Source organism: Pseudomonas salmasensis, from assembly GCF_014268375.2.
Lineage (GTDB): Bacteria > Pseudomonadota > Gammaproteobacteria > Pseudomonadales > Pseudomonadaceae > Aquipseudomonas > Aquipseudomonas salmasensis.
Map to the genome: position 1 here is coordinate 2,741,608 of NZ_CP077083.1, position 19,051 is coordinate 2,760,658.

Sequence of the window (19,051 nt, forward strand, 5' to 3'; positions counted from 1 at the left end):
AGCCCCCGTTGCTGCGCCTGCCCGGTGCCGCGACAGACGGCCCTTGCCGCGCAATCAGGGTTTCCCTCGATAGAGTGGGGTCATGTATGCTACGGCGCTTCCTGTAACTCCACTTCCCGCAGGGTTTGGGCACGGACGCGCCGCTTCTTGGTGTCGAACAACCCGGACAGTGCACCGAAGAGGATTAGGCCACCCCTATCCAGTTCAAAAGTAGCCATGCACGAACAATATCAGCCCCGTGAAATAGAAAATGCCGCCCAAACCTTCTGGGACGAGCAAAAGTCCTTTGAAGTCAGTGAACAGCCAGGCAAGGAGACGTACTACTGCCTATCGATGTTCCCTTACCCCAGCGGCAAGCTACACATGGGGCACGTGCGCAACTACACCATCGGCGACGTGATTTCGCGCTACCAGCGCATGCTCGGCAAGAACGTGTTGCAACCCATGGGTTGGGACGCCTTCGGCATGCCGGCAGAAAACGCCGCGATGAAAAACAACGTGGCGCCCGCCAAGTGGACCTACGAAAACATCGCCTACATGAAGACCCAGCTGCGCAGCCTGGGCCTGGCGGTGGACTGGTCCCGCGAGGTCACCACCTGCAAGCCCGATTACTACCGTTGGGAACAATGGCTGTTCACGCGCCTGTTCGAAAAAGGCGTGATCTACAAAAAAAGCGGCACCGTGAACTGGGACCCGATCGACCAGACCGTACTGGCCAACGAACAGGTCATCGACGGTCGCGGCTGGCGTTCCGGCGCGCTGATCGAAAAGCGCGAAATCCCGATGTACTACTTCAAGATCACCGCCTACGCGGACGAACTGCTGTCGAGCCTCGACGACCTGCCGGGCTGGCCTGAACAGGTCAAGACCATGCAGCGCAACTGGATCGGCAAATCCAAGGGCATGGAAGTGCAGTTCCCGTACAACGTCGACTCCATCGGCGAAGCGGGCGCACTCAAGGTGTTCACCACCCGCCCTGACACTCTGATGGGCGCGACCTACGTCGCCGTGGCCGCCGAACACCCGCTGGCCACCCAGGCCGCACAGAACAACCCTGAGCTGCAGGCGTTCATCGCTGAATGCAAAGGCGGCAGCGTGGCCGAAGCCGACGTCGCCACCCAGGAGAAAAAGGGCCTGCCAACCGGCCTGTTCGTCGAGCACCCGCTGACCGGCGAGAAACTGCCGGTTTGGGTCGCCAACTACGTATTGATGCATTACGGCGATGGCGCCGTCATGGCCGTGCCGGCGCACGACGAGCGCGATTTTGAATTCGCCACCAAATACAACCTGCCGATCAAGTCGGTCGTACGCACCAGCTCGGGCGACACCAACCCCGCTCCGTGGCAAGACGCCTACGGCGAGCACGGCACGCTGATCAACTCCGGCGAATTCGACGGCCTGGATTTCCAGGGCGCGTTCGACGCCATGGAAGTGGCCCTGATCAAGAAAAACCTCGGCGCCTCGCGCACCCAGTTCCGCCTGCGCGACTGGGGCATCAGCCGCCAGCGCTACTGGGGCTGCCCGATCCCGATCATCCACTGCCAAACCTGTGGTGACGTGCCGGTGCCAGAAGACCAACTGCCGGTCGTGCTGCCAGAAGACGTAGTGCCGGATGGCGCTGGCTCGCCGTTGGCACGCATGCCTGAGTTCTACGAGTGCAGCTGCCCTAAATGCGGCGCGCCGGCCAAGCGTGAAACCGACACCATGGACACCTTCGTCGAGTCCTCGTGGTACTACGCTCGTTATGCCTCGCCGCACTATGAAGGTGGCCTGGTGGAGAAATCCGCAGCCGACCATTGGTTGCCGGTGGATCAGTACATCGGTGGCATCGAACACGCCATCCTGCACCTGCTGTACGCGCGCTTCTTCCACAAGCTGATGCGTGACGAAGGCCTGGTGAGCTCCGATGAGCCGTTCAAGAACCTGCTGACCCAGGGCATGGTGATCGCCGATACTTACTATCGTCGCGAAGCCAATGGCGCCTACACCTGGTTCAACCCGGCGGACGTCGAGCTTGAGCGTGACAGCAAGGCCAAGGTGATCAGCGCCAAGTTGAAAGCCGACGGCCTGCCGGTGGAAATCGGCGGCACCGAGAAGATGGCCAAGTCCAAGAACAACGGCGTCGACCCACAGTCGATGATCGATCAGTTTGGCGCCGACACCTGCCGCCTGTTCATGATGTTCGCCTCGCCGCCCGATATGAGCGCCGAATGGTCCGACTCGGGCGTCGAAGGCTCGCACCGTTTCCTCAAGCGCGTCTGGCGCCTGGCCCACGCCCATGTCAGCCAGGGCCTGCCGGGCAAGCTGGACCTCGGCGCCTTGAACGACGAGCAGAAAGCCGTGCGCCGCAGCATCCACCTGGCTATTCGCCAGGCCAGCCAGGACGTCGGGCAGAACCACAAATTCAACACCGCCATCGCCCAGGTGATGACGCTGATGAACGTGCTGGAAAAAGCCCCGCAGGCGAGCGAACAAGACCGTGCGCTGATCCAGGAAGGCCTGGAAACAGTTACCCTGTTGCTCGCGCCGATCACGCCGCACATCAGCCATGAACTGTGGAGCCGCCTGGGCCACAACGGTGCCGTCATTGATGCCGCTTGGCCGGTGCAAGATGACAGCGCCCTGGTGCAGGACACGCTGCAACTGGTCATCCAGGTTAACGGTAAACTGCGTGGCCAGATCGACATGCCGGCCAGCGCCAGCCGTGAAGAGGTTGAAGCGGCTGCACGTATCAATGAGAACGTGCTGCGCTTTACCGAAGGCCTGACCATCCGCAAGGTGATCGTGGTGCCCGGCAAACTGGTCAATATCGTCGCCAGCTAAATCGGATCGGGCGCGGGGCTTGGGCCCCGCGCCGAACTAAACCTTTAGGGCCCGAGAAGGCCCACCTGGTTTCAAGGGGAGCAACAAAATGATCAAACGCAATCTGCTGGTTATGGGCCTTGCCGTGCTGTTGAGCGCTTGCGGCTTCCAGCTGCGCGGCACCGGCACCAATGAGCTGTCGCTCAAGGAACTCGACGTCAGCGCCCGCAACGCCTACGGCGAAACCGTCACCCAGCTGCGCCAGACCCTGGAAAACAGCGGTGTGCACGTGTACAACGGCGCCACCTACAAGCTGATCCTGACGGATGAGCGCGAAACCCAGCGCAATATCAGCTACGCCAGTGCCGGCCGTGCGTCCGACGTCGAGCTGAACACGGCGCTGATGTTCGAAATACAAGGCCGTGATCAGTTGCCGCTGATGGGTGACAAGATCCAGGTGCAGAAAGTGGTGAGCCACGATGGCAACAACCTGGTGGGTTCGGACTCCGAGACCATTCAGGTGCGCAAGGAAATGCGTCGTGAGCTGATCCAGCGCATGATGACTCGCCTGCAAATGCTCACCCCGGAAAAACTGGCTGAGCTGCAGCAAGTGGCCGACAACAAGGCCAAGGCTGACGCCGACGCCCTGAAAGCCGCGCAGGAATATGAAGACAACACGCCGAAACAGTCGCCTGTTGAAGTCCCTGTCGAGTAAGCCAGACGGGGCGCCCCTGGCGCCCCGTTCGCCCCGCCTATGAAACTTGCCCCCGCCCAACTCGCCAAACACCTGCAAGGTGGCCTTGCGCCTGTGTACATCGTCAGCGGCGATGACCCGTTGCTGTGCCAGGAAGCGGCCGACGCTATCCGCACCGCCGCCCGCCAACAGGGCTTCGATGAACGCCAGGTGTTCAGCGCCGACGCCAGTTTCGACTGGGGCACGCTGCTGCAAGCTGGCGCGAGCATGTCGCTGTTTGCCGAAAAACGCCTGCTGGAACTGCGCCTGCCCTCGGGCAAGCCGGGCGATAAAGGCGCAGCGGCCCTGATGGAATACTGCTCGCGCCCCGCCGAAGACACCGTGTTGCTGATCAGCCTGCCCAAGCTCGACGGCAGCGCGCAGAAAACCAAGTGGGGCAAGGCCCTGGTCGAAGGTCCACAGACTCAGTTCATCCAGATCTGGCCGGTGGACAGCAACCAGTTGCCGCAGTGGATTCGTCAGCGCCTGTCCCAATCAGGCCTGGCGGCGACACAGGATGCCGTGGAGCTGATCGCCGCTCGGGTCGAGGGCAACCTGCTTGCCGCCGCCCAGGAGATCGAAAAGCTCAAGTTGATGGCTGAAGACGGGCAGATCACCGTCGAAACCGTGCAAGGGGCAGTGGCCGATAGCGCGCGCTTCGATGTGTTCGGCCTGGTGGATGCCATCCTCAACGGCGAGCCGGCCCACGCCCTGCGCATGCTCGAAGGCCTGCGCGGCGAAGGGGTGGAACCACCGGTGATTCTGTGGGCCCTGGCCCGCGAGCTGCGGGTGTTGGCGAACATTGCCCTGCAATACAGCCAGGGCACACCATTGGACAAATGCTTCAGCCAGGCCCGGCCACCGGTGTGGGACAAACGCAAACCCCTGATGAGCAAAGCCCTGCAACGGCACTCGGCGCAACGCTGGGCGCAACTGTTGCTGGAAGCCCAGCGCATCGATGCACAGATCAAAGGCCAGGCAGCCGGCTCGCCGTGGATGAGCCTGAGCCGTCTGTCGCTGTTAATGGCCGGCCAGCGCCTGGCGTTGCCTGCCGAATAACCCAGCTAAACCCAATGTAGGAGCGAGCTTGCTCGCGAAAAACGTCAACGATAACGCGTATTTTCTGAATGAACGCGGCGTCTGTGAGGTTTTCGCGAGCAAGCTCGCTCCTACAGGGGGTTATCGTCGGGCTTTACAGCCAGCCCACTTCGGCAGATGATTTGCACCGCTGCATTCCACCCCCAAGCGAGAGAACCCACGATGAGCAAAAAGCCATCCAAGCATGGCCCCAACAAGGCCAAATCCATCATCGCCCAGCCCTTGTTCCGCAGCCGTCAGGAACGCGCCGGCAAAGGCAAAGGCAGCTACCGCCGCGAAGCCTTCCAGTCTAATAGCTGGGAGGCTTCTTACTTTCTGGCTGCCTGAAGGCAAGCGCCCCTCTGGCATGATAAGGTCTGTACCTGATTGGTAATCCCTGGACCTGTGCATGCCCTCTAGTCTTTCCCGTCGTTGGCACCTACGCCAATTGATCGCTGCCTCCAGCCTCATTCTGCTCGTCGCCTGCGCCGAAAAGCCCACCGCTGTGGACGCTCAACCCCTGCCCAAGCTCCAGACCGCCCCGGCTATTGCGCCTGCGGTAGTTGCCCCATTGGCAGTGGACAATCTCGATATCCAACCCACCCAGACCTTTGCCGAGTGGCAGGCTGGCTTCCGTGCACAAGCCCTGCAAGCCGGGATAACGCCCGTGGTGTTCGATAACGCCTTCGCCGGGGTCACCCCCGATATGGCGGTGATTCGTGCCGACCGCAGCCAGCCAGAGTTTTCCCGCCCGGTGTGGGAATACATCGAGGGCGCCCTGTCGCCGCTGCGCGTGCGCAATGGCCAGGCGTTGCTGGTCAAGTACGCCGATATCCTGCAGCGCATCGAAGAGCGCTATGGCGTTGACCGCCAGGCGCTGGTCTCGGTGTGGGGCATGGAAAGCAACTTTGGCCAGTTCCAGGGCAATAATTCGGTAATCCGTTCCCTGGCCACCCTGGCTTACGAAGGGCGTCGTCCGGCCTTTGCACAAGCGCAGTTGCTGGCGGCGCTGCAGATCATCCAGCATGGCGATATCCAGGCTGATCAGATGAAAGGCTCCTGGGCCGGGGCGATGGGCCAGACCCAGTTCATCCCGACCACCTACAACACCCACGCCGTGGACTTCGACGGTGACGGTCGCCGCGATATCTGGAACAGCCCGGGCGATGCCCTCGCCTCTACCGCGCACTACCTGCAAAGCTCCGGCTGGCAAAAAGGCCAGCCATGGGGCGTTGAAGTGCAGCCGCTGCCGTCGGGCTTCGACTACAGCCTGGCCGATGGCGGCGTGCGCAAGACCGTGGCGCAATGGCTGCAACTGGGCATCCAACTCCCCCCTGGCGTGAGCCTGCCGGCCAATGTCGACCAGTTGTCCGCCGCCCTGCTGCTGCCGGCCGGCTACCGTGGCCCGGCGTTCCTGGTGCTGGATAACTTCCGCGCGATCCTCAAGTACAACAATTCGTCGTCCTATGCACTGGCGGTTGGTTTGCTGTCGGAGCGATTTGGCGGTGGCGGTGTGATTCGGGGCAGTTGGCCAAAAGATGAGCTGCCATTGAGCCGCTCGCAACGCATTGACCTGCAGACGGCGCTCAGCGCCAAGGGCTACGACGCGGGTAATGCCGACGGGATTATTGGCGCCAACACGCGCAAGGCGATTCGGGCTGCGCAGCAGGCGCTGGGCTGGCCGGCGGATGGGTATCCGACGGTGAAGTTGCTGGAGTCGTTGCAGGGTCAGTAAACCGCGACCACCGCCATCGCAGGCAAGCCAGCTCCACACTTGGAATGCATTTCAAAATGTGGGAGCGGGCTTGCTCGCGAATGGGGCCCAACAGGCGCCCATTATTTGAAGACTACATCCTGCTCCAGCAGCACCCGCTGCTCCCCCGCATCCAGGCGCACCAAGGCGCCCATCGGCAATGTCAGGTTCGGGTCGCAATGCCCACTGCGCCAACCCGCCAGCACTGGAATGCACAGCGGCGCAAAGGTCTGCTTCAGCAGACGTGCCAACGCCAGGTTATCCACACCCGCCACATCCCCTACCAGCACACCGGCGACCTGAGCCAGCTTGCCAGCCAACCGCAGGTGAGTCAGCAATCGGTCGATGCGATAAAGCGGTTCGTTGACGTCTTCGATAAACAGGATGATGCCATCGGCGTCTATTTCGTACGGCGTGCCCATGACCGCGGCGATCATCGACAAGTTACCGCCCAGCAAGCGCCCACAGGCCACACCTGGCTCGATTGTGGTCAGCGGGTAGGCCATCGGGTGCGGCAGCACACTGCCGGCGCCCCGTTGGCCACGCAGCAGGCTGAACAAGGAGGACTCGGTGGGCGGCTGTTTGCCGCCGAGCAGGTCGGCATTGAGCATCGGGCCGTGGAATGTCACAAATCCCGCGTAGCGGTTGATCGCCAGGTGCAAGGCGGTGATATCGCTGTAGCCTACGAACGGCTTAGGGTTGGCGCGTAGCAGGTCGAAGTCCACGGCATCCAGCAAACGGGGCGTGCCATAGCCGCCACGCAGGCAAAGGATGGCATCGATATCGGGGTTGGCGAAGGCCGCATGCAAATCGTGCAGGCGCACTTCATCGCTACCGGCCAGGTAGCCGTCGCGCTCGTGCACACCCGGGAAAATATGCAGGTCGTAGCCACGAGCACGCATCCATTGCCTGGCTTTTTCAACATCCAGCTCGGCGGGGCCGGCGGGGGCGATCAGGCCGAGGGTGCCTTCGGGGCGCAGTGCAGGTACGGCGGCACTCATCCATGGTTCTCCCAATATGACGCAGAACGAAATGTGGGAGCTGGCTTGCCTGCGATGCAAGCGCCTCGGTGTATCAGTGACACCGAGGTGATGCTATCGCAGGCAAGCCAGCTCCCACACAGGCCAGCATTTGCACACCGATTTTGCGGTGCTGTTTACGAAACCAGGCTCGCCTTGACCAGCTTGGCCTGCTCATCGGCGTGGTACGAAGACCGCACCAACGGGCCCGACGCTACGTTCTTGAAGCCCATCTTGTAGCCTTCCTCGGCGAACCAGGCGAAGGTGTCCGGGTGCACGAAGCGCTGCACCGGCAAGTGGCTGCGGGACGGTTGCAGGTACTGGCCCAGGGTCAGCATGTCGATGTCGTGTTCGCGCATGCGCTTCATGACTTCGATGACTTCTTCGTCGGTTTCACCCAGGCCCAGCATCAAGCCAGACTTGGTTGGAATGTGCGGCATCATCTGCTTGAACTTCTGCAGCAGGGTCAGCGACCACTGGTAGTCCGACCCCGGGCGCGCAGCCTTGTACAGGCGCGGTACGGTTTCCAGGTTGTGGTTGAACACATCCGGCGGCTCGGCGGCGGTGATTTCCAGGGCGACGTCCATACGGCCACGGTAGTCCGGCACCAGGGTTTCGAGCATCACATTCGGCGACAGCTTGCGGATCTCGCGGATGCAGTCGGCAAAGTGCTGGGCACCGCCGTCACGCAGGTCGTCGCGGTCTACGGAGGTGATCACCACGTACTTGAGTTTGAGGTCGGCGATGGCGATGGCCAGGCTTTCTGGCTCGTTGACGTCCAACGGCTTCGGACGGCCGTGGCCCACGTCGCAGAACGGGCAACGACGGGTGCAGATGTCACCCATGATCATGAAGGTGGCGGTACCGCCGGAGAAGCACTCGCCCAGGTTCGGGCAGGACGCTTCTTCGCAGACGCTGTGCAACTTGTGTTTGCGCAGCAGCGACTTGATACGGTCGACTTCCGGCGAAACCGGGATGCGCACGCGAATCCAGTCAGGTTTTTTCGGCAGTTCGGTGGTCGGGATGATCTTGACCGGGATGCGTGCAACCTTCTCGGCGCCGCGCAGCTTGACGCCGGCTTCCACCTTGGCACGCGGGGCCGGGGCTGGACGCTCAGTGATGTCCAGCGTCGGGATCATGGTTTGCACAACATCAGTAGTCATATCAATCGATTCCGCCCGTCAGGGTCGTCTGCTCTGCATAGTCGAGGTGTTTGACGAGCTGCGCGCGCAGCCGGGCACTTACCTCGGCAAATTCAATGGATGTTGCATGGTCACTCAACTGGGTCATCGCAAGCCCGGCGTAACCGCACGGGTTGATGCGCCGGAACGGCGCCAGGTCCATGTCCACATTCAAGGCCAGGCCATGAAAGGAACAACCGTGGCGAATGCGCAGCCCCAGGGAGGCGATTTTCGCGCCATCCACGTACACACCCGGTGCATCGGGCTTGGCCACGGCGGTCACGCCGTAACTGGCCAACAGCTCGATCAGGCACGTCTCCATGCGGCTGACCAGGTCGCGCACGCCAAACCCCAGCTTGCGCACGTCCAGCAGCAGGTAAGCCACCAGTTGACCGGGCCCATGGTAAGTCACTTGGCCACCTCGGTCGACCTGCACCACCGGAATATCCCCCGGCAGCAGCAAGTGCTCGGCCTTGCCGGCCTGGCCCTGGGTGAAGACCGGCGGGTGTTCCACCAGCCAGATTTCATCCGGAGCCGAGGTGCCGCGCTCATTGGTAAAGCGCTGCATGGCGTGCCAGACCGGCTCATAGGCCATCCGGCCGAGCTCGCGAAAGCCCAGGGTTTGCGACATCACAGCACCATGTGCACGAAGCCGGTGGCCCGAAGTTCGCTGTTGATGTCGTAGAGCTGGTCTTGACCGGTCGCAACGATGTGCAACTGGATAGTCGTGTACTTACCGGTGGTGCTGGAGCGCTCATCCACCCGGTTATCGTTGATCGTCGCGTGTTTACGCACGATCTCAAGAATCGTGTCTTTGCGGCCCACACCGGTGTCGCTGATTACCTTGATAGGATAATCCGTCACAGGGAATTCGATTTTTGGCGCTTTTACTTCTTTATCGGTCATGGCAGAACAGCCTCGTAAGCGCTAAGCCGTGGCGACGGGCAAAGCCCCGCGTTGGATCAACGCGGGGCTTTGCAGGTGCACACAATCAGTTGAACAAGCCGTAGAAGAATAGACGGATGCTATCCCATACGCGACGGAAGATACCACCCTCCTCGACAGCGTCCAGCGCGATCAGGTCGGCGCTGTGCACCACCTTGTCGTCCAGCTTCACTTCAACCTTACCGATCACATCACCCTTGGCGATTGGCGCAACCAATTGCGGGTTCAGGGTCATGCTGGCGGCGAGCTTTTTGAGCTGGCCTTTAGGCATGGTCAGGGTCAGGTCGTCGGCCAGGCCGGCCTTGACTTGCGAAGTCGCGCCCTTCCACACCGGCGCGGTCGCCAGCTCAGCACCCTTCTGGTAGAAGGTCTGGGTTTCGAAGAAGCGGAAGCCGTAAGTCAGCAGTTTTTGCGTCTCAGCCGCACGGGCCTGCTCGCTGTTGGTGCCGAATACCACGGCGATCAGGCGCTGGCCATCACGTACGGCGGACGACACCATGCAGTAGCCGGCTTCGTCGGTGTGGCCGGTTTTCAGGCCATCGACGGTCTTGTCGCGCCACAGCAGCAGGTTGCGGTTAGGCTGCTTGATGTTGTTCCAGAAGAACTCCTTCTGGGAGTAGATCGCGTAGTGCACCGGGTCAACGCGGATGATCGCGCGTGCCAGGATCGCCATGTCATGCGCCGACGAATAGTGCTCTGGGTTTGGCAGGCCGGTCGGGTTCATGAAGTGGCTGTTGGTCATGCCCAGCTCGCCGGCGGTCTTGTTCATCATGTCGGCGAAGGCGTCTTCGCTGCCGGCGATGTGCTCGGCCAGGGCGACGCTGGCGTCGTTACCGGACTGGATGATGATGCCGTGCAGCAGGTCGCTCACGGTGACTTGCGAACCCACCTTGATGAACATCCGCGAACCACCGGTACGCCAGGCGTTTTCGCTGACGGTCACCGGGTCGTTTTCGCCGATCTGGCCGCGACGGATTTCCAGGGTCGCGATGTAGGCGGTCATCAGCTTGGTCAGGCTGGCAGGCGGCAGGCGCACGTCACCGCCGTTTTCGACCAGCACGTTGCCACTGGCGGCGTCCATGAGGACCCAGGACTTGGCGGCCAGTTGCGGGGAGGCCGGCACCATTTCAACCGCCCAGGCGGCCGGGGTGATGATCAGCGAGATAAGCAGGCACGTACGTTTGGCTAAGGTGGTGATGTTCATCCGTCTCTCGAAATTGCTTATGGAAACTTGCCCTCGCGGGCAAAACTATTCAGACAGCCCGCTTCCAGACTGTCACGTGTTCGGTTGCCCGCTCACCCCTTGCCCCTGGGTTTTTATTGTTCAACGAGCCAACAACCAGGGTTCAAGCGCGCAGGCGCGCCTGAGCCATCAAACCGTTACTGCTTATTCTGCGGTGACCACGCTGGGTTGCCCCAGGTTAGCCAGGCGCACGCTGTTCTGCACTTGCGCCACTTCGCTTGGTGAGCCGATCGGGCCCATGCGTACACGGTGCAAGGTTTGCTGGTTACGCACGATGGAGCTGATGAAGACCGGCGCGCTGACCATGCCGCTGAGCTTGGACCTTAACAGTTCTGCCGCATCCGGGTTGGCGAAAGCGCCGACCTGCAGGTATTGCCCACCGGCCATGGAAGCGCCCGCTGCCGCATGAGGCACCACCACGGTATCAGGCGCATGCTGCGCCGCTGGCGGCGTCCATTGCTCGATCTTGCCAGTGGAGGCCGTCACTTGCGGTTGCGGGGTTGGCGGTTCGTTGAGCATCAACGGCGCGGGCTTGCCACGCTGGGCCCAGTACTGCGCCGGGTCGATGCCTTCGACTTTGACCCGTGCGGTGCCGGTTTCGGCATAACCGAGCTTCTTGGCGGCCGCGTAGGACAAGTCGATGATCCGGTCCGAATAGAACGGCCCACGGTCATTGACCCGCAGGATCACGGTACGGTTGTTGTCCAGGTTGGTCACGCGCACATAGCTGGGCAGCGGCAGGGTTTTGTGGGCCGCGCTCATGCCATACAGGTCATACACTTCGCCGTTGGCGGTGTTCTGGCCATGGAACTTGGTGCCGTACCAGGACGCGGTGCCCGACTGCACGTAGGTCTTGGATTCCTGCAACGGGAAGTAATTCTTGCCCAGCACGGTGTAGGGGTTGGCCTTGTACGGGCCGGTGTGCAGGGTCGGCGTGGCGTCCGGGATCTTCGACACGTCCACATCCCACCACGGCGCGCCGTCTTTGTGCGCACGGTTGATGTCCAGGCCCGGCTGGGCGCGGACCACCGCACCGCCCGCCTTCTTGGCTGGCGCACGGTTAGGGGTGGTGGAGCAACTGGCGACCAACAAGGACAACGCGGCGAACGCCACCAGCTTGAGCGGTTTTTTGAACGGCGATACCCGCATTACTTGTTGCCCCGTGCTTGAACCAGCTCATCTGACAGCTGATGCACGGCCATGGCGTACATCACACTGCGGTTATAACGCGTGATTGCGTAGAAATTCTTCAGGCCCATCCAGTATTCAGGGCCGTTTGCGCCTTCCAGGCGGAATGCCGTCACCGGCATGTCATCGCGTGGCGCATTCTGACTCGACCAGCCCAGCGCTCGCAACTCCCCGACGGTCTTGACCGGTTCGATACCTTGGGTCAGGCCCTCGTCGGCGCGCTCGCCCGTGACATCGGCGCGGATAACCACCGGCTCGCCGCCAACCCAACCGTGGCGCTTGAAGTAGCTGGCCACGCTGCCGATGGCATCGTCGGGGTTGCTCCAGATATTGATGTGCCCGTCACCGTCAAAATCCACCGCGTAGGCGCGAAAGCTGCTCGGCATGAACTGCGGCAAGCCCATCGCCCCGGCGTAGGAGCCCTTGAGGCTCAGCGGGTCGACCTGCTCTTCGCGAGCCAGCAACAGGAATTCGCGCAACTCCTTGCGGAAGAACTCGGCGCGGGGCGGGTAATCGAAGCCCAGGGTCGACAAGGCGTCGATCACCCGATAGCTGCCGGTGTTGCGCCCGTAAAAGGTTTCGATGCCGATGATCGAGACGATCACCTGGGCTGGCACGCCGTACTCCTGCTCGGCACGAGCCAGGACTGCCTCGTGCTGGCGCCAGAAATCCACGCCACGGGCGATGCGCGCATCAGTAAGGAACATCGGGCGATAGTCCTTCCACTGCTTCACGCGTTCGGCGGGCCGGGAAATGGCGTCGAGGATCGCCTGCTTTTTCTGGGCTTCGCGGAACACGCCCATCAGTTGCTCACCGGCAAAACCGTAGTCGCGGGTCAGCTCACCGACAAATTCGGCAACCTGGGGAGAGCCATCGTAGTCACCGGCCCGCGCCTCTTGCGTTGCCCCCAGCAGCCCGATCAGGCCCATCCAGGTCGCATGCCGAGTCGCCCAGCCGCGCATTACTTGCATTGACATCTTCACCTTATTCAAACCTGTGCGATCCACTTGCGATGCGTATGAATCGACATCAAAACCCCAAACGCTGACAGCAATGTCACCAGCGAAGTTCCGCCGTAGCTAATGAATGGCAACGGCACCCCAACCACCGGCAGCAGGCCACTGACCATACCGATGTTGACGAAAACGTAAACAAAAAAAGTCATGGTCAGGCTGCCGGCGAGCAATTTGCCGAACAGCGTCTGCGCCTGGGCGGTGATCACCAGGCCGCGACCAATCAATAGAAGATAAATCAGCAACAACGCGCAAATGCCCACCAGGCCGAACTCTTCGCCCATCACCGCAATGATGAAGTCGGTGTGGCTCTCGGGCAAGAAGTCCAGGTGGGACTGGGTGCCCAGCAGCCACCCCTTGCCAAATACTCCGCCGGAACCGATGGCCGCCTTGGACTGGATGATGTTCCAGCCGGTGCCCAACGGGTCGCTTTCCGGGTCGAGGAACGTGAGAATCCGTTGCTTCTGGTAATCGTGCATAAAGAAGAACCACATGGCCACGGCCACGGGCACGGCGGCGGCCAGCACGCTGAGGATCCAGCGCCAGCGCAATCCGCCCATGAACAGCACGAACGCGCCACCGGCGAGGATCAGCAACGAAGTGCCAAGGTCCGGCTGACGCACGATCAGCACAAAGGGCACGCCGATCAGGATCAGGCTGATCGCCACGTGCTTGAGCTGCGGCGGCAAGGTGCGCTTGGACAGGTACCAGGCAATGGTGGCCGGCATCAGGATCTTCATGAATTCCGACGGCTGGAAGCGAATCACCCCGGGGATGTTGATCCAGCGTGTGGCGCCCATGGCGTTGTGGCCCATGACGTCCACCACCACCAGCAGCAACACGCCGGCGACATAGCCCAGGGGCACCCAGCGCGCCATGAAGCGCGGCTCCAATTGAGCGATCACCACCATCGACAGCAGGCCCAGGCCAAACGAGGACGCCTGCTTGATCAGCAAGTCCCAGTTCTTGCCGCTGGCCGAATACAGCACGAACAGACTGCCGGCCGCCAGGGTCAGCAGCAGGATCAGCAAGGGGCCATCAATGTGCATGCGTTGCAGCAACGTCGCACGGCGACGCATCACATCTTCACTGGAGAGGATGCGGTCAAAATTACTCTTCACGGGCCGTAACCTCGGGGCTTGAAGGGGGGCCGCCATACTCGGGCTTGAGCCGGCCATCGTCGGCCAGCAGCCAGGCGTCCATCACCTGGCGTACCACGGGGGCCGCGACGCCGGAGCCGGACTCGCCGTTCTCGACCATTACGGCCACCACGATTTTCGGGTCTTCCGCCGGGGCAAAGCCGACAAACAAGGCGTGGTCGCGGTGGCGTTCCTGCACCTTGGAGCGGTCATATTTTTCGCCCTGCTTGATCGCGACCACCTGGGCCGTACCACTCTTGCCAGCAATGCGGTACTGCGCGCCGATTGCCGCCTTGCGTGCGGTACCGCGAGCCCCGTGCATCACCTGCTGCATGCCGTGGTTGACCTTGGCCCAGTCGGACGGGTCACGCAGCACGATGTCAGGAATCGGGTTGTCGTCCACCGGCTTTTCGCCTTCGATGGTCCGGGCCAGGTGCGGCCGGTTCCACACGCCTTTGTTCGCCACCAGCGCCGTGGCCTGGGCCAGTTGCAGCGGAGTGGCCTGCATATAGCCCTGGCCGATACCCAGGATCAGGGTTTCGCCGGGGAACCACGCCTGGCGGCGGGTCGCACGCTTCCACTCCCGCGACGGCATCAGGCCGGGGGATTCTTCGAACATGTCCAGGGAGACTTTCTGACCGAGGCCGAACTTACCCATGTAGGCAGACAGCCGATCAATTCCCAGTTTATGGGCCAGGTCGTAAAAATAGGTGTCGTTGGAGCGCATGATCGCGGTATCCAGGTCGACATAGCCGTCACCGGAGCGGTTCCAGTTACGGTATTTGTGGTCGTAGTTGGGCAGCATGTAATAGCCAGGGTCGTACACCCGGCTTGAGGCCGTGACCACGCCAGCATCCAGGCCGGCAATCGCTACCGCCGGCTTGATGGTCGAGCCCGGTGGGTACAGGCCGCGCAATACGCGGTTGAACAGTGGCCGGTCGATGGAATCACGCAGCTCGGCGTAGGCCTTGAAGCTGATGCCAGTCACAAACGGGTTGGGGTCGAAGCTGGGCTGGCTGACCATCGCCAGCACTTCGCCGGTTTTCGGGTCCAGCGCCACTACGGCACCCCGCCGACCGCCCAGGGCCATCTCGGCAGCTTCCTGCAACTTGATGTCCAGGCTCAGGACAATGTCCTTGCCCGGCACCGGGTCGGTGCGCTTGAGCACGCGCAATACGCGGCCACGCGCATTGGTCTCGACTTCCTCGTTACCCACCTGGCCATGCAACTCGGCCTCGTAGAAGCGCTCGATGCCGGTTTTGCCAATATGGCGGGTGCCGCTGTAGTTGATCGGGTCGAGGGTTTTCAGCTCTTTCTCGTTGATCCGCCCCATGTAGCCAACCGAGTGGGCAAAATGCGGCCCTTGCGGGTAATGCCGCACCAACTGCGCCACTACTTCCACACCCGGCAGGCGGAACTGGTTCACCGCAATGCGGGCGATCTGCTCTTCGGTCAGCTCGAACAGAATCGGCACCGGCTCGAACGGCCGGCGCCCCTGCCGCATGCGTTTCTCGAAGACCACACGGTCTTCCGGCGTCAGTTGCAGCACCTCGACGATGACATCGAGGACCTGCTTCCAGTCGCCGGAACGCTCGCGGGTCATGCTCAGGCTGAAGCTGGGCCGGTTATCGGCAACCACTACGCCATTGCGGTCGAAGATCAGCCCACGGGTCGGTGGAATCGGCTGCACATGCACCCGGTTGTTTTCCGACAGCGTGGAGTGATAGTCGTACTGGATCACCTGGAGGAAATACAGCCGCGCAATCAGCACGCACATCAGCACCACCACCAAGACAGCACCGAACACCACCCGCGCGCGTACCAGACGTGCGTCTTTCTCGTGGTCCTTGATGCGGATCGGTTGGGTCATCGGGGGCGGCGCAGACTATTTGTGGTAAGGGTGCCCGGACAGGACTGTCCAGGCGCGATACAGCTGTTCACCGATCAGAATCCTTACCAACGGGTGCGGCAACGTCAGCGCCGACAACGACCAGCGCTGATCGGCCCGCGCACAGACTTCCGGCGCCAGCCCTTCGGGGCCGCCGACCATGAAATTGACCGTGCGCGAATCCAGGCGCCAGCGATCCAGTTCCACCGCCAGTTGCTCGGTGCTCCAGGGCTTGCCATGCACTTCAAGGGTGACGATGCGCTCATTGGGGCCGACCTTGGCCAGCATGGCTTCGCCTTCCTGACGGATAAAGCGCGCCACGTCGGCGTTCTTGCCCCGGGTATTGAGCGGTATTTCCACCAGCTCAAGCGACAGCTCAGCGGGCAGACGCTTGGCATATTCGTGCCAGCCTTCTTCCACCCACTTGGGCATGCGTGAACCAACAGCGATCAGACGCAGGCGCACAGCCGTTCCTTATTCCTGGTCTTTGTTGAGCTTGTCGAAGTGCGCGTGGCCCACTTCCGGGCTGTGGTGCTTGCCATCGGCAGCACGGCTCTGCTCGGCGCCTTTCCACAGACGCTCCAGGTCATAGAACTGGCGAGCGTTGGAGGTCATCATGTGAACGATCACATCGTCCATGTCCAGCAGCACCCAGTCGCTGTCGCCCTTGCCTTCTTCACCCAGTGGCTTGACGCCCTGGGCTTTGACGGCTTCGCGAACCTTGTCCAGCATCGCGCCGATCTGGCGGTTGGAGGTACCGGTGGCGATGATCATGAAGTCGGTGATGCTCTGCTTGTCGCGCACGTCCAGCACCTGGATGTCCTGGGCTTTAACGTCTTCCAGGGCAGCCACGGCGACTTTCACCAGCTCTTCGCCAGCCAGTTCCGGGCCAACGTGGGCTTCAACCGGCAGCGGCGCGCTTTTGAAGGTGCCTTTGCGCTTAACTTTGCTTACGTCTTTGTTCGTCATATAAAACTCGTTTTGCTCGTATGTTCGGGCGCTTGCTGCACGGTTCGTGCGTTCAAGCGCGCCTTTTTAGTTCGACGCACGGTAAAGCCCGTGCGCATCGATGTAGGCCAGGACCGCGTCAGGCACCAGGAAACGTACCGACTTCCCGCTGGCCAGCAGTTGACGGATCTGGGTGGCAGACACCGCAAGCGGGGTCTGCCAGACGAATGCAATATTCCCGTTCGGCCCGGTCAGGGCCAAGGGGTCACTTACCGACCGCGCGGCCAGCAGGTTGCGCAAGGCATCCGGCGGTTCGCTGTCGGCATCCGGGCGTTGCAAAACCAGGATGTGGCAATGCTGGAGGAGTTCCTCCCAGCGGTGCCAAGAGGGCAGGCCGCAAAATGCGTCCCAGCCCAAAAGCAGAAACAGTGGGTCATCTGCGGCCAATTCGGCGCGCATCAGCTCCAGGGTGTCGATAGTGTAGGACGGTTTATCGCGCTTGAGTTCACGATCGTCCACCACCAGCGGCGATATACCTTCTACGGCAACACGCACCATTTCCAGGCGTTGCTCGGCGGCCACCTGCGGCGTGTCGCGGTGGGGCGGCCGGAAATTGGGCAGCAGGCGCAGCTCATCCAGCGCAAGGGCATCCGCAACTTCCAGGGCACTGCGCAAATGGCCGATGTGCACGGGGTCGAAAGTACCGCCGAGCAGCCCGATGCGTTTAGTCATCAAGTGCGCACATGACCGTCGCCAAACACCACGTACTTCTCACTGGTCAGCCCTTCGAGGCCCACCGGGCCGCGTGCGTGGAGCTTGTCGGTGGAAATACCGATCTCCGCCCCAAGGCCATACTCGAAGCCGTCGGCAAAACGCGTCGAGGCGTTGACCATCACCGAAGCGGAATCCACTTCGTTGAGGAAACGCCGGGCATCGCTGAAATGCTCGGAAACGATGGCGTCGGTGTGCTTGGAGCCATAGGTATTGATGTGTTCGATGGCCTGGTCCAGGTCGTCGACGATGCGAATCGACAGGATCGGGGCCGTGTACTCGGTGTACCAATCCTGCTCGGTCGCCTCGATGACGTCCGCGCCCAGCAACGCACGGGTGCGCTCGCAACCGCGCAGTTCTACCGACTTGTCGCGGTAAATGGCGGCCAGCGGCGGCAGCACGCGCTCGGCAATGCCGGCATGCACCAACAGGGTTTCCATGGTGTTGCACGGCGCGTAGCGGTGGGTCTTGGCGTTGTCGGCGATGCGGATCGCCTTGTCGAGGTCGGCGGCGATGTCGATGAACACATGGCAGACACCGTCCAGGTGCTTGATAACGGGCACCTTGGCATCGCGGCTGACGCGCTCGATCAGGCTCTTGCCACCTCTTGGTACGATCACGTCGACGAATTCCGGCATGGTGATCAGCGCGCCCACGGCGGCACGGTCGGTGGTTTCCACCACTTGCACCACTTCGGCCGGTAACTCGGCCACGGCCAGGCCCTGCTGGATGCAGGCGGCGATGGCGCGGTTGGAATTGATCGCCTCGGAGCCGCCACGCAGGATGGTGGCGTTGCCCGACTTCAGGCACAGGCTCGCGGCGTCGATGGTCACGTTCGGGCGCGACTCATAGATGATGCCGATCACGCCCAGGGGCACGCGCATTTTGCCCACCTGAATGCCGGACGGCAGGTAACGCATGTCGCGAATTTCACCGATGGGGTCAGGCAGCTTGGCCACCTGACGCAAGCCTTCGATCATGTCGTCGATACGCGCCGGGGTCAGCGCCAGGCGGTCCAGCAAGGCTGGCTCCAGGCCATTGGCGCGCCCATTGGCCAGGTCCAGTTCGTTGGCGGCAGTCAGCTCGGAGCGCGAAGCATCCAGAGCATCGGCAGCCGCCAGCAGCGCACGGTTCTTCTGCGCGGTGCTCGCACGGGCGATCAACCGCGAGGCCTGCCGGGCAGCGCGACCCAAGCGGGTCATGTAGTCAAGAACGGACTCAGTCATGGTCAGGGAGTCTTGGCAAAGAGGAAAGCGGCAGATTATAGCTGTGACGCCGCCCGACTGACAGCGGTGAGGGGCGGATGGTCGAAATGAACTGTAAAAACCCCAGGTTCAGGCGTAATTAAGGT

The 19,051-nt window shown here is 62.0% G+C and carries 18 protein-coding genes; 5 read left to right on the plus strand and 13 right to left on the minus strand.

Translation table 11 applies throughout. The features are described 5' to 3' along the window. The first annotated feature begins 216 nt into the window (after nt 1-216). From leuS to HU731_RS12135, 5 genes are all read left to right on the plus strand, one after another. Entirely contained in the window at nt 217-2,823 is a 2,607-nt protein-coding gene (leuS, locus tag HU731_RS12115) for a leucine--tRNA ligase (protein ID WP_186607124.1), read from the plus strand. An 88-nt stretch (nt 2,824-2,911) separates the two neighbouring features. Next, a complete protein-coding gene (locus HU731_RS12120) occupies nt 2,912-3,517 on the plus strand; it encodes an LPS-assembly lipoprotein LptE (protein ID WP_014720078.1) in 606 nt (201 codons plus the stop codon). A 39-nt stretch (nt 3,518-3,556) separates the two neighbouring features. After that, nucleotides 3,557-4,594: a DNA polymerase III subunit delta gene (holA, locus tag HU731_RS12125; RefSeq protein ID WP_032895162.1), complete on the plus strand. Its 1,038-nt coding sequence runs from the start codon at nt 3,557-3,559 to the stop codon at nt 4,592-4,594. A gap of 201 nt (nt 4,595-4,795) precedes the next feature. Next, nucleotides 4,796-4,960: an alternative ribosome rescue factor ArfA gene (gene arfA / locus HU731_RS12130; RefSeq protein WP_003176285.1), complete on the plus strand. Its 165-nt coding sequence runs from the start codon at nt 4,796-4,798 to the stop codon at nt 4,958-4,960. 61 nt (nt 4,961-5,021) lie between these two features. After that, a complete protein-coding gene (locus HU731_RS12135; RefSeq protein ID WP_186607123.1) occupies nt 5,022-6,347 on the plus strand; it encodes a lytic murein transglycosylase in 1,326 nt (441 codons plus the stop codon). A 101-nt stretch (nt 6,348-6,448) separates the two neighbouring features. Here HU731_RS12135 and HU731_RS12140 read toward each other — a convergent pair whose 3' ends face one another. The 13 genes from HU731_RS12140 to HU731_RS12200 form a co-directional block, all read right to left on the minus strand. Further along, complete coding sequence (locus HU731_RS12140) at nt 6,449-7,366, minus strand: S66 peptidase family protein (RefSeq protein ID WP_186607122.1); 918 nt, start codon at nt 7,364-7,366, stop codon at nt 6,449-6,451. Nucleotides 7,367-7,521: 155 nt separating this feature from the next. Then, the gene (gene lipA / locus HU731_RS12145) at nt 7,522-8,523 is read right to left on the minus strand and encodes a lipoyl synthase (RefSeq protein WP_161794304.1); all 1,002 of its coding nucleotides are present in this window, start codon (nt 8,521-8,523) and stop codon (nt 7,522-7,524) included. Between the two features lie 25 nt (nt 8,524-8,548). Further along, nucleotides 8,549-9,196 (minus strand): lipoyl(octanoyl) transferase LipB, encoded by a 648-nt coding sequence (gene lipB, locus HU731_RS12150; RefSeq protein WP_032895159.1) that lies wholly within the window; start codon nt 9,194-9,196, stop codon nt 8,549-8,551. Then, nucleotides 9,196-9,471, minus strand: a complete 276-nt coding sequence (locus HU731_RS12155) for a DUF493 domain-containing protein (protein WP_003194466.1) — start codon at nt 9,469-9,471, stop codon at nt 9,196-9,198. Before HU731_RS12155 ends, lipB begins: the two co-directional genes overlap by 1 nt. A gap of 85 nt (nt 9,472-9,556) precedes the next feature. Then, nucleotides 9,557-10,714: a D-alanyl-D-alanine carboxypeptidase family protein gene (locus tag HU731_RS12160; protein ID WP_003194468.1), complete on the minus strand. Its 1,158-nt coding sequence runs from the start codon at nt 10,712-10,714 to the stop codon at nt 9,557-9,559. 183 nt (nt 10,715-10,897) lie between these two features. Then, nucleotides 10,898-11,902, minus strand: coding sequence for a septal ring lytic transglycosylase RlpA family protein (locus HU731_RS12165; protein ID WP_186607121.1), 1,005 nt, complete (start codon nt 11,900-11,902; stop codon nt 10,898-10,900). After that, entirely contained in the window at nt 11,902-12,912 is a 1,011-nt protein-coding gene (gene mltB, locus HU731_RS12170) for a lytic murein transglycosylase B (RefSeq protein ID WP_003194472.1), read from the minus strand. Before mltB ends, HU731_RS12165 begins: the two co-directional genes overlap by 1 nt. Before the next feature lie 17 nt (nt 12,913-12,929). Further along, entirely contained in the window at nt 12,930-14,033 is a 1,104-nt protein-coding gene (gene rodA, locus HU731_RS12175) for a rod shape-determining protein RodA (protein WP_044268991.1), read from the minus strand. A 31-nt stretch (nt 14,034-14,064) separates the two neighbouring features. Beyond that, nucleotides 14,065-15,963, minus strand: a complete 1,899-nt coding sequence (gene mrdA, locus HU731_RS12180) for a penicillin-binding protein 2 (protein ID WP_217894836.1) — start codon at nt 15,961-15,963, stop codon at nt 14,065-14,067. A 15-nt stretch (nt 15,964-15,978) separates the two neighbouring features. Beyond that, nucleotides 15,979-16,446 carry a 23S rRNA (pseudouridine(1915)-N(3))-methyltransferase RlmH gene (gene rlmH, locus HU731_RS12185; RefSeq protein WP_003176297.1) on the minus strand — a complete coding sequence of 156 codons (468 nt, stop codon included), beginning with the start codon at nt 16,444-16,446 and terminating at the stop codon, nt 15,979-15,981. Between the two features lie 9 nt (nt 16,447-16,455). Further along, nucleotides 16,456-16,950, minus strand: a complete 495-nt coding sequence (gene rsfS / locus HU731_RS12190) for a ribosome silencing factor (protein ID WP_003176298.1) — start codon at nt 16,948-16,950, stop codon at nt 16,456-16,458. A gap of 66 nt (nt 16,951-17,016) precedes the next feature. Continuing rightward, nucleotides 17,017-17,661 (minus strand): nicotinate-nucleotide adenylyltransferase, encoded by a 645-nt coding sequence (nadD, locus tag HU731_RS12195; RefSeq protein ID WP_003194480.1) that lies wholly within the window; start codon nt 17,659-17,661, stop codon nt 17,017-17,019. After that, entirely contained in the window at nt 17,661-18,926 is a 1,266-nt protein-coding gene (locus HU731_RS12200; RefSeq protein ID WP_034126904.1) for a glutamate-5-semialdehyde dehydrogenase, read from the minus strand. The genes nadD and HU731_RS12200 overlap by 1 nt, the downstream gene beginning before the upstream one ends. Nucleotides 18,927-19,051 lie beyond the last annotated feature (125 nt).

Bases quoted from the DNA above. Each gene is read 5' to 3' on its own strand.
- leuS (WP_186607124.1), top strand. From the start codon at position 217: ATGCACGAACAATATCAGCCCCGTGAAATAGAAAATGCCGCCCAAACC.
- HU731_RS12120 (WP_014720078.1), top strand. From the start codon at position 2,912: ATGATCAAACGCAATCTGCTGGTTATGGGCCTTGCCGTGCTGTTGAGC.
- holA (WP_032895162.1), top strand. From the start codon at position 3,557: ATGAAACTTGCCCCCGCCCAACTCGCCAAACACCTGCAAGGTGGCCTT.
- arfA (WP_003176285.1), top strand. From the start codon at position 4,796: ATGAGCAAAAAGCCATCCAAGCATGGCCCCAACAAGGCCAAATCCATC.
- HU731_RS12135 (WP_186607123.1), top strand. From the start codon at position 5,022: ATGCCCTCTAGTCTTTCCCGTCGTTGGCACCTACGCCAATTGATCGCT.
- HU731_RS12140 (WP_186607122.1), bottom strand. From the start codon at position 7,366: ATGAGTGCCGCCGTACCTGCACTGCGCCCCGAAGGCACCCTCGGCCTG.
- lipA (WP_161794304.1), bottom strand. From the start codon at position 8,523: ATGATCCCGACGCTGGACATCACTGAGCGTCCAGCCCCGGCCCCGCGT.
- lipB (WP_032895159.1), bottom strand. From the start codon at position 9,196: ATGTCGCAAACCCTGGGCTTTCGCGAGCTCGGCCGGATGGCCTATGAG.
- HU731_RS12155 (WP_003194466.1), bottom strand. From the start codon at position 9,471: ATGACCGATAAAGAAGTAAAAGCGCCAAAAATCGAATTCCCTGTGACG.
- HU731_RS12160 (WP_003194468.1), bottom strand. From the start codon at position 10,714: ATGAACATCACCACCTTAGCCAAACGTACGTGCCTGCTTATCTCGCTG.
- HU731_RS12165 (WP_186607121.1), bottom strand. From the start codon at position 11,902: ATGCGGGTATCGCCGTTCAAAAAACCGCTCAAGCTGGTGGCGTTCGCC.
- mltB (WP_003194472.1), bottom strand. From the start codon at position 12,912: ATGCAAGTAATGCGCGGCTGGGCGACTCGGCATGCGACCTGGATGGGC.
- rodA (WP_044268991.1), bottom strand. From the start codon at position 14,033: ATGCGTCGCCGTGCGACGTTGCTGCAACGCATGCACATTGATGGCCCC.
- mrdA (WP_217894836.1), bottom strand. From the start codon at position 15,963: ATGACCCAACCGATCCGCATCAAGGACCACGAGAAAGACGCACGTCTG.
- rsfS (WP_003176298.1), bottom strand. From the start codon at position 16,950: ATGACGAACAAAGACGTAAGCAAAGTTAAGCGCAAAGGCACCTTCAAA.
- nadD (WP_003194480.1), bottom strand. From the start codon at position 17,661: ATGACTAAACGCATCGGGCTGCTCGGCGGTACTTTCGACCCCGTGCAC.
- HU731_RS12200 (WP_034126904.1), bottom strand. From the start codon at position 18,926: ATGACTGAGTCCGTTCTTGACTACATGACCCGCTTGGGTCGCGCTGCC.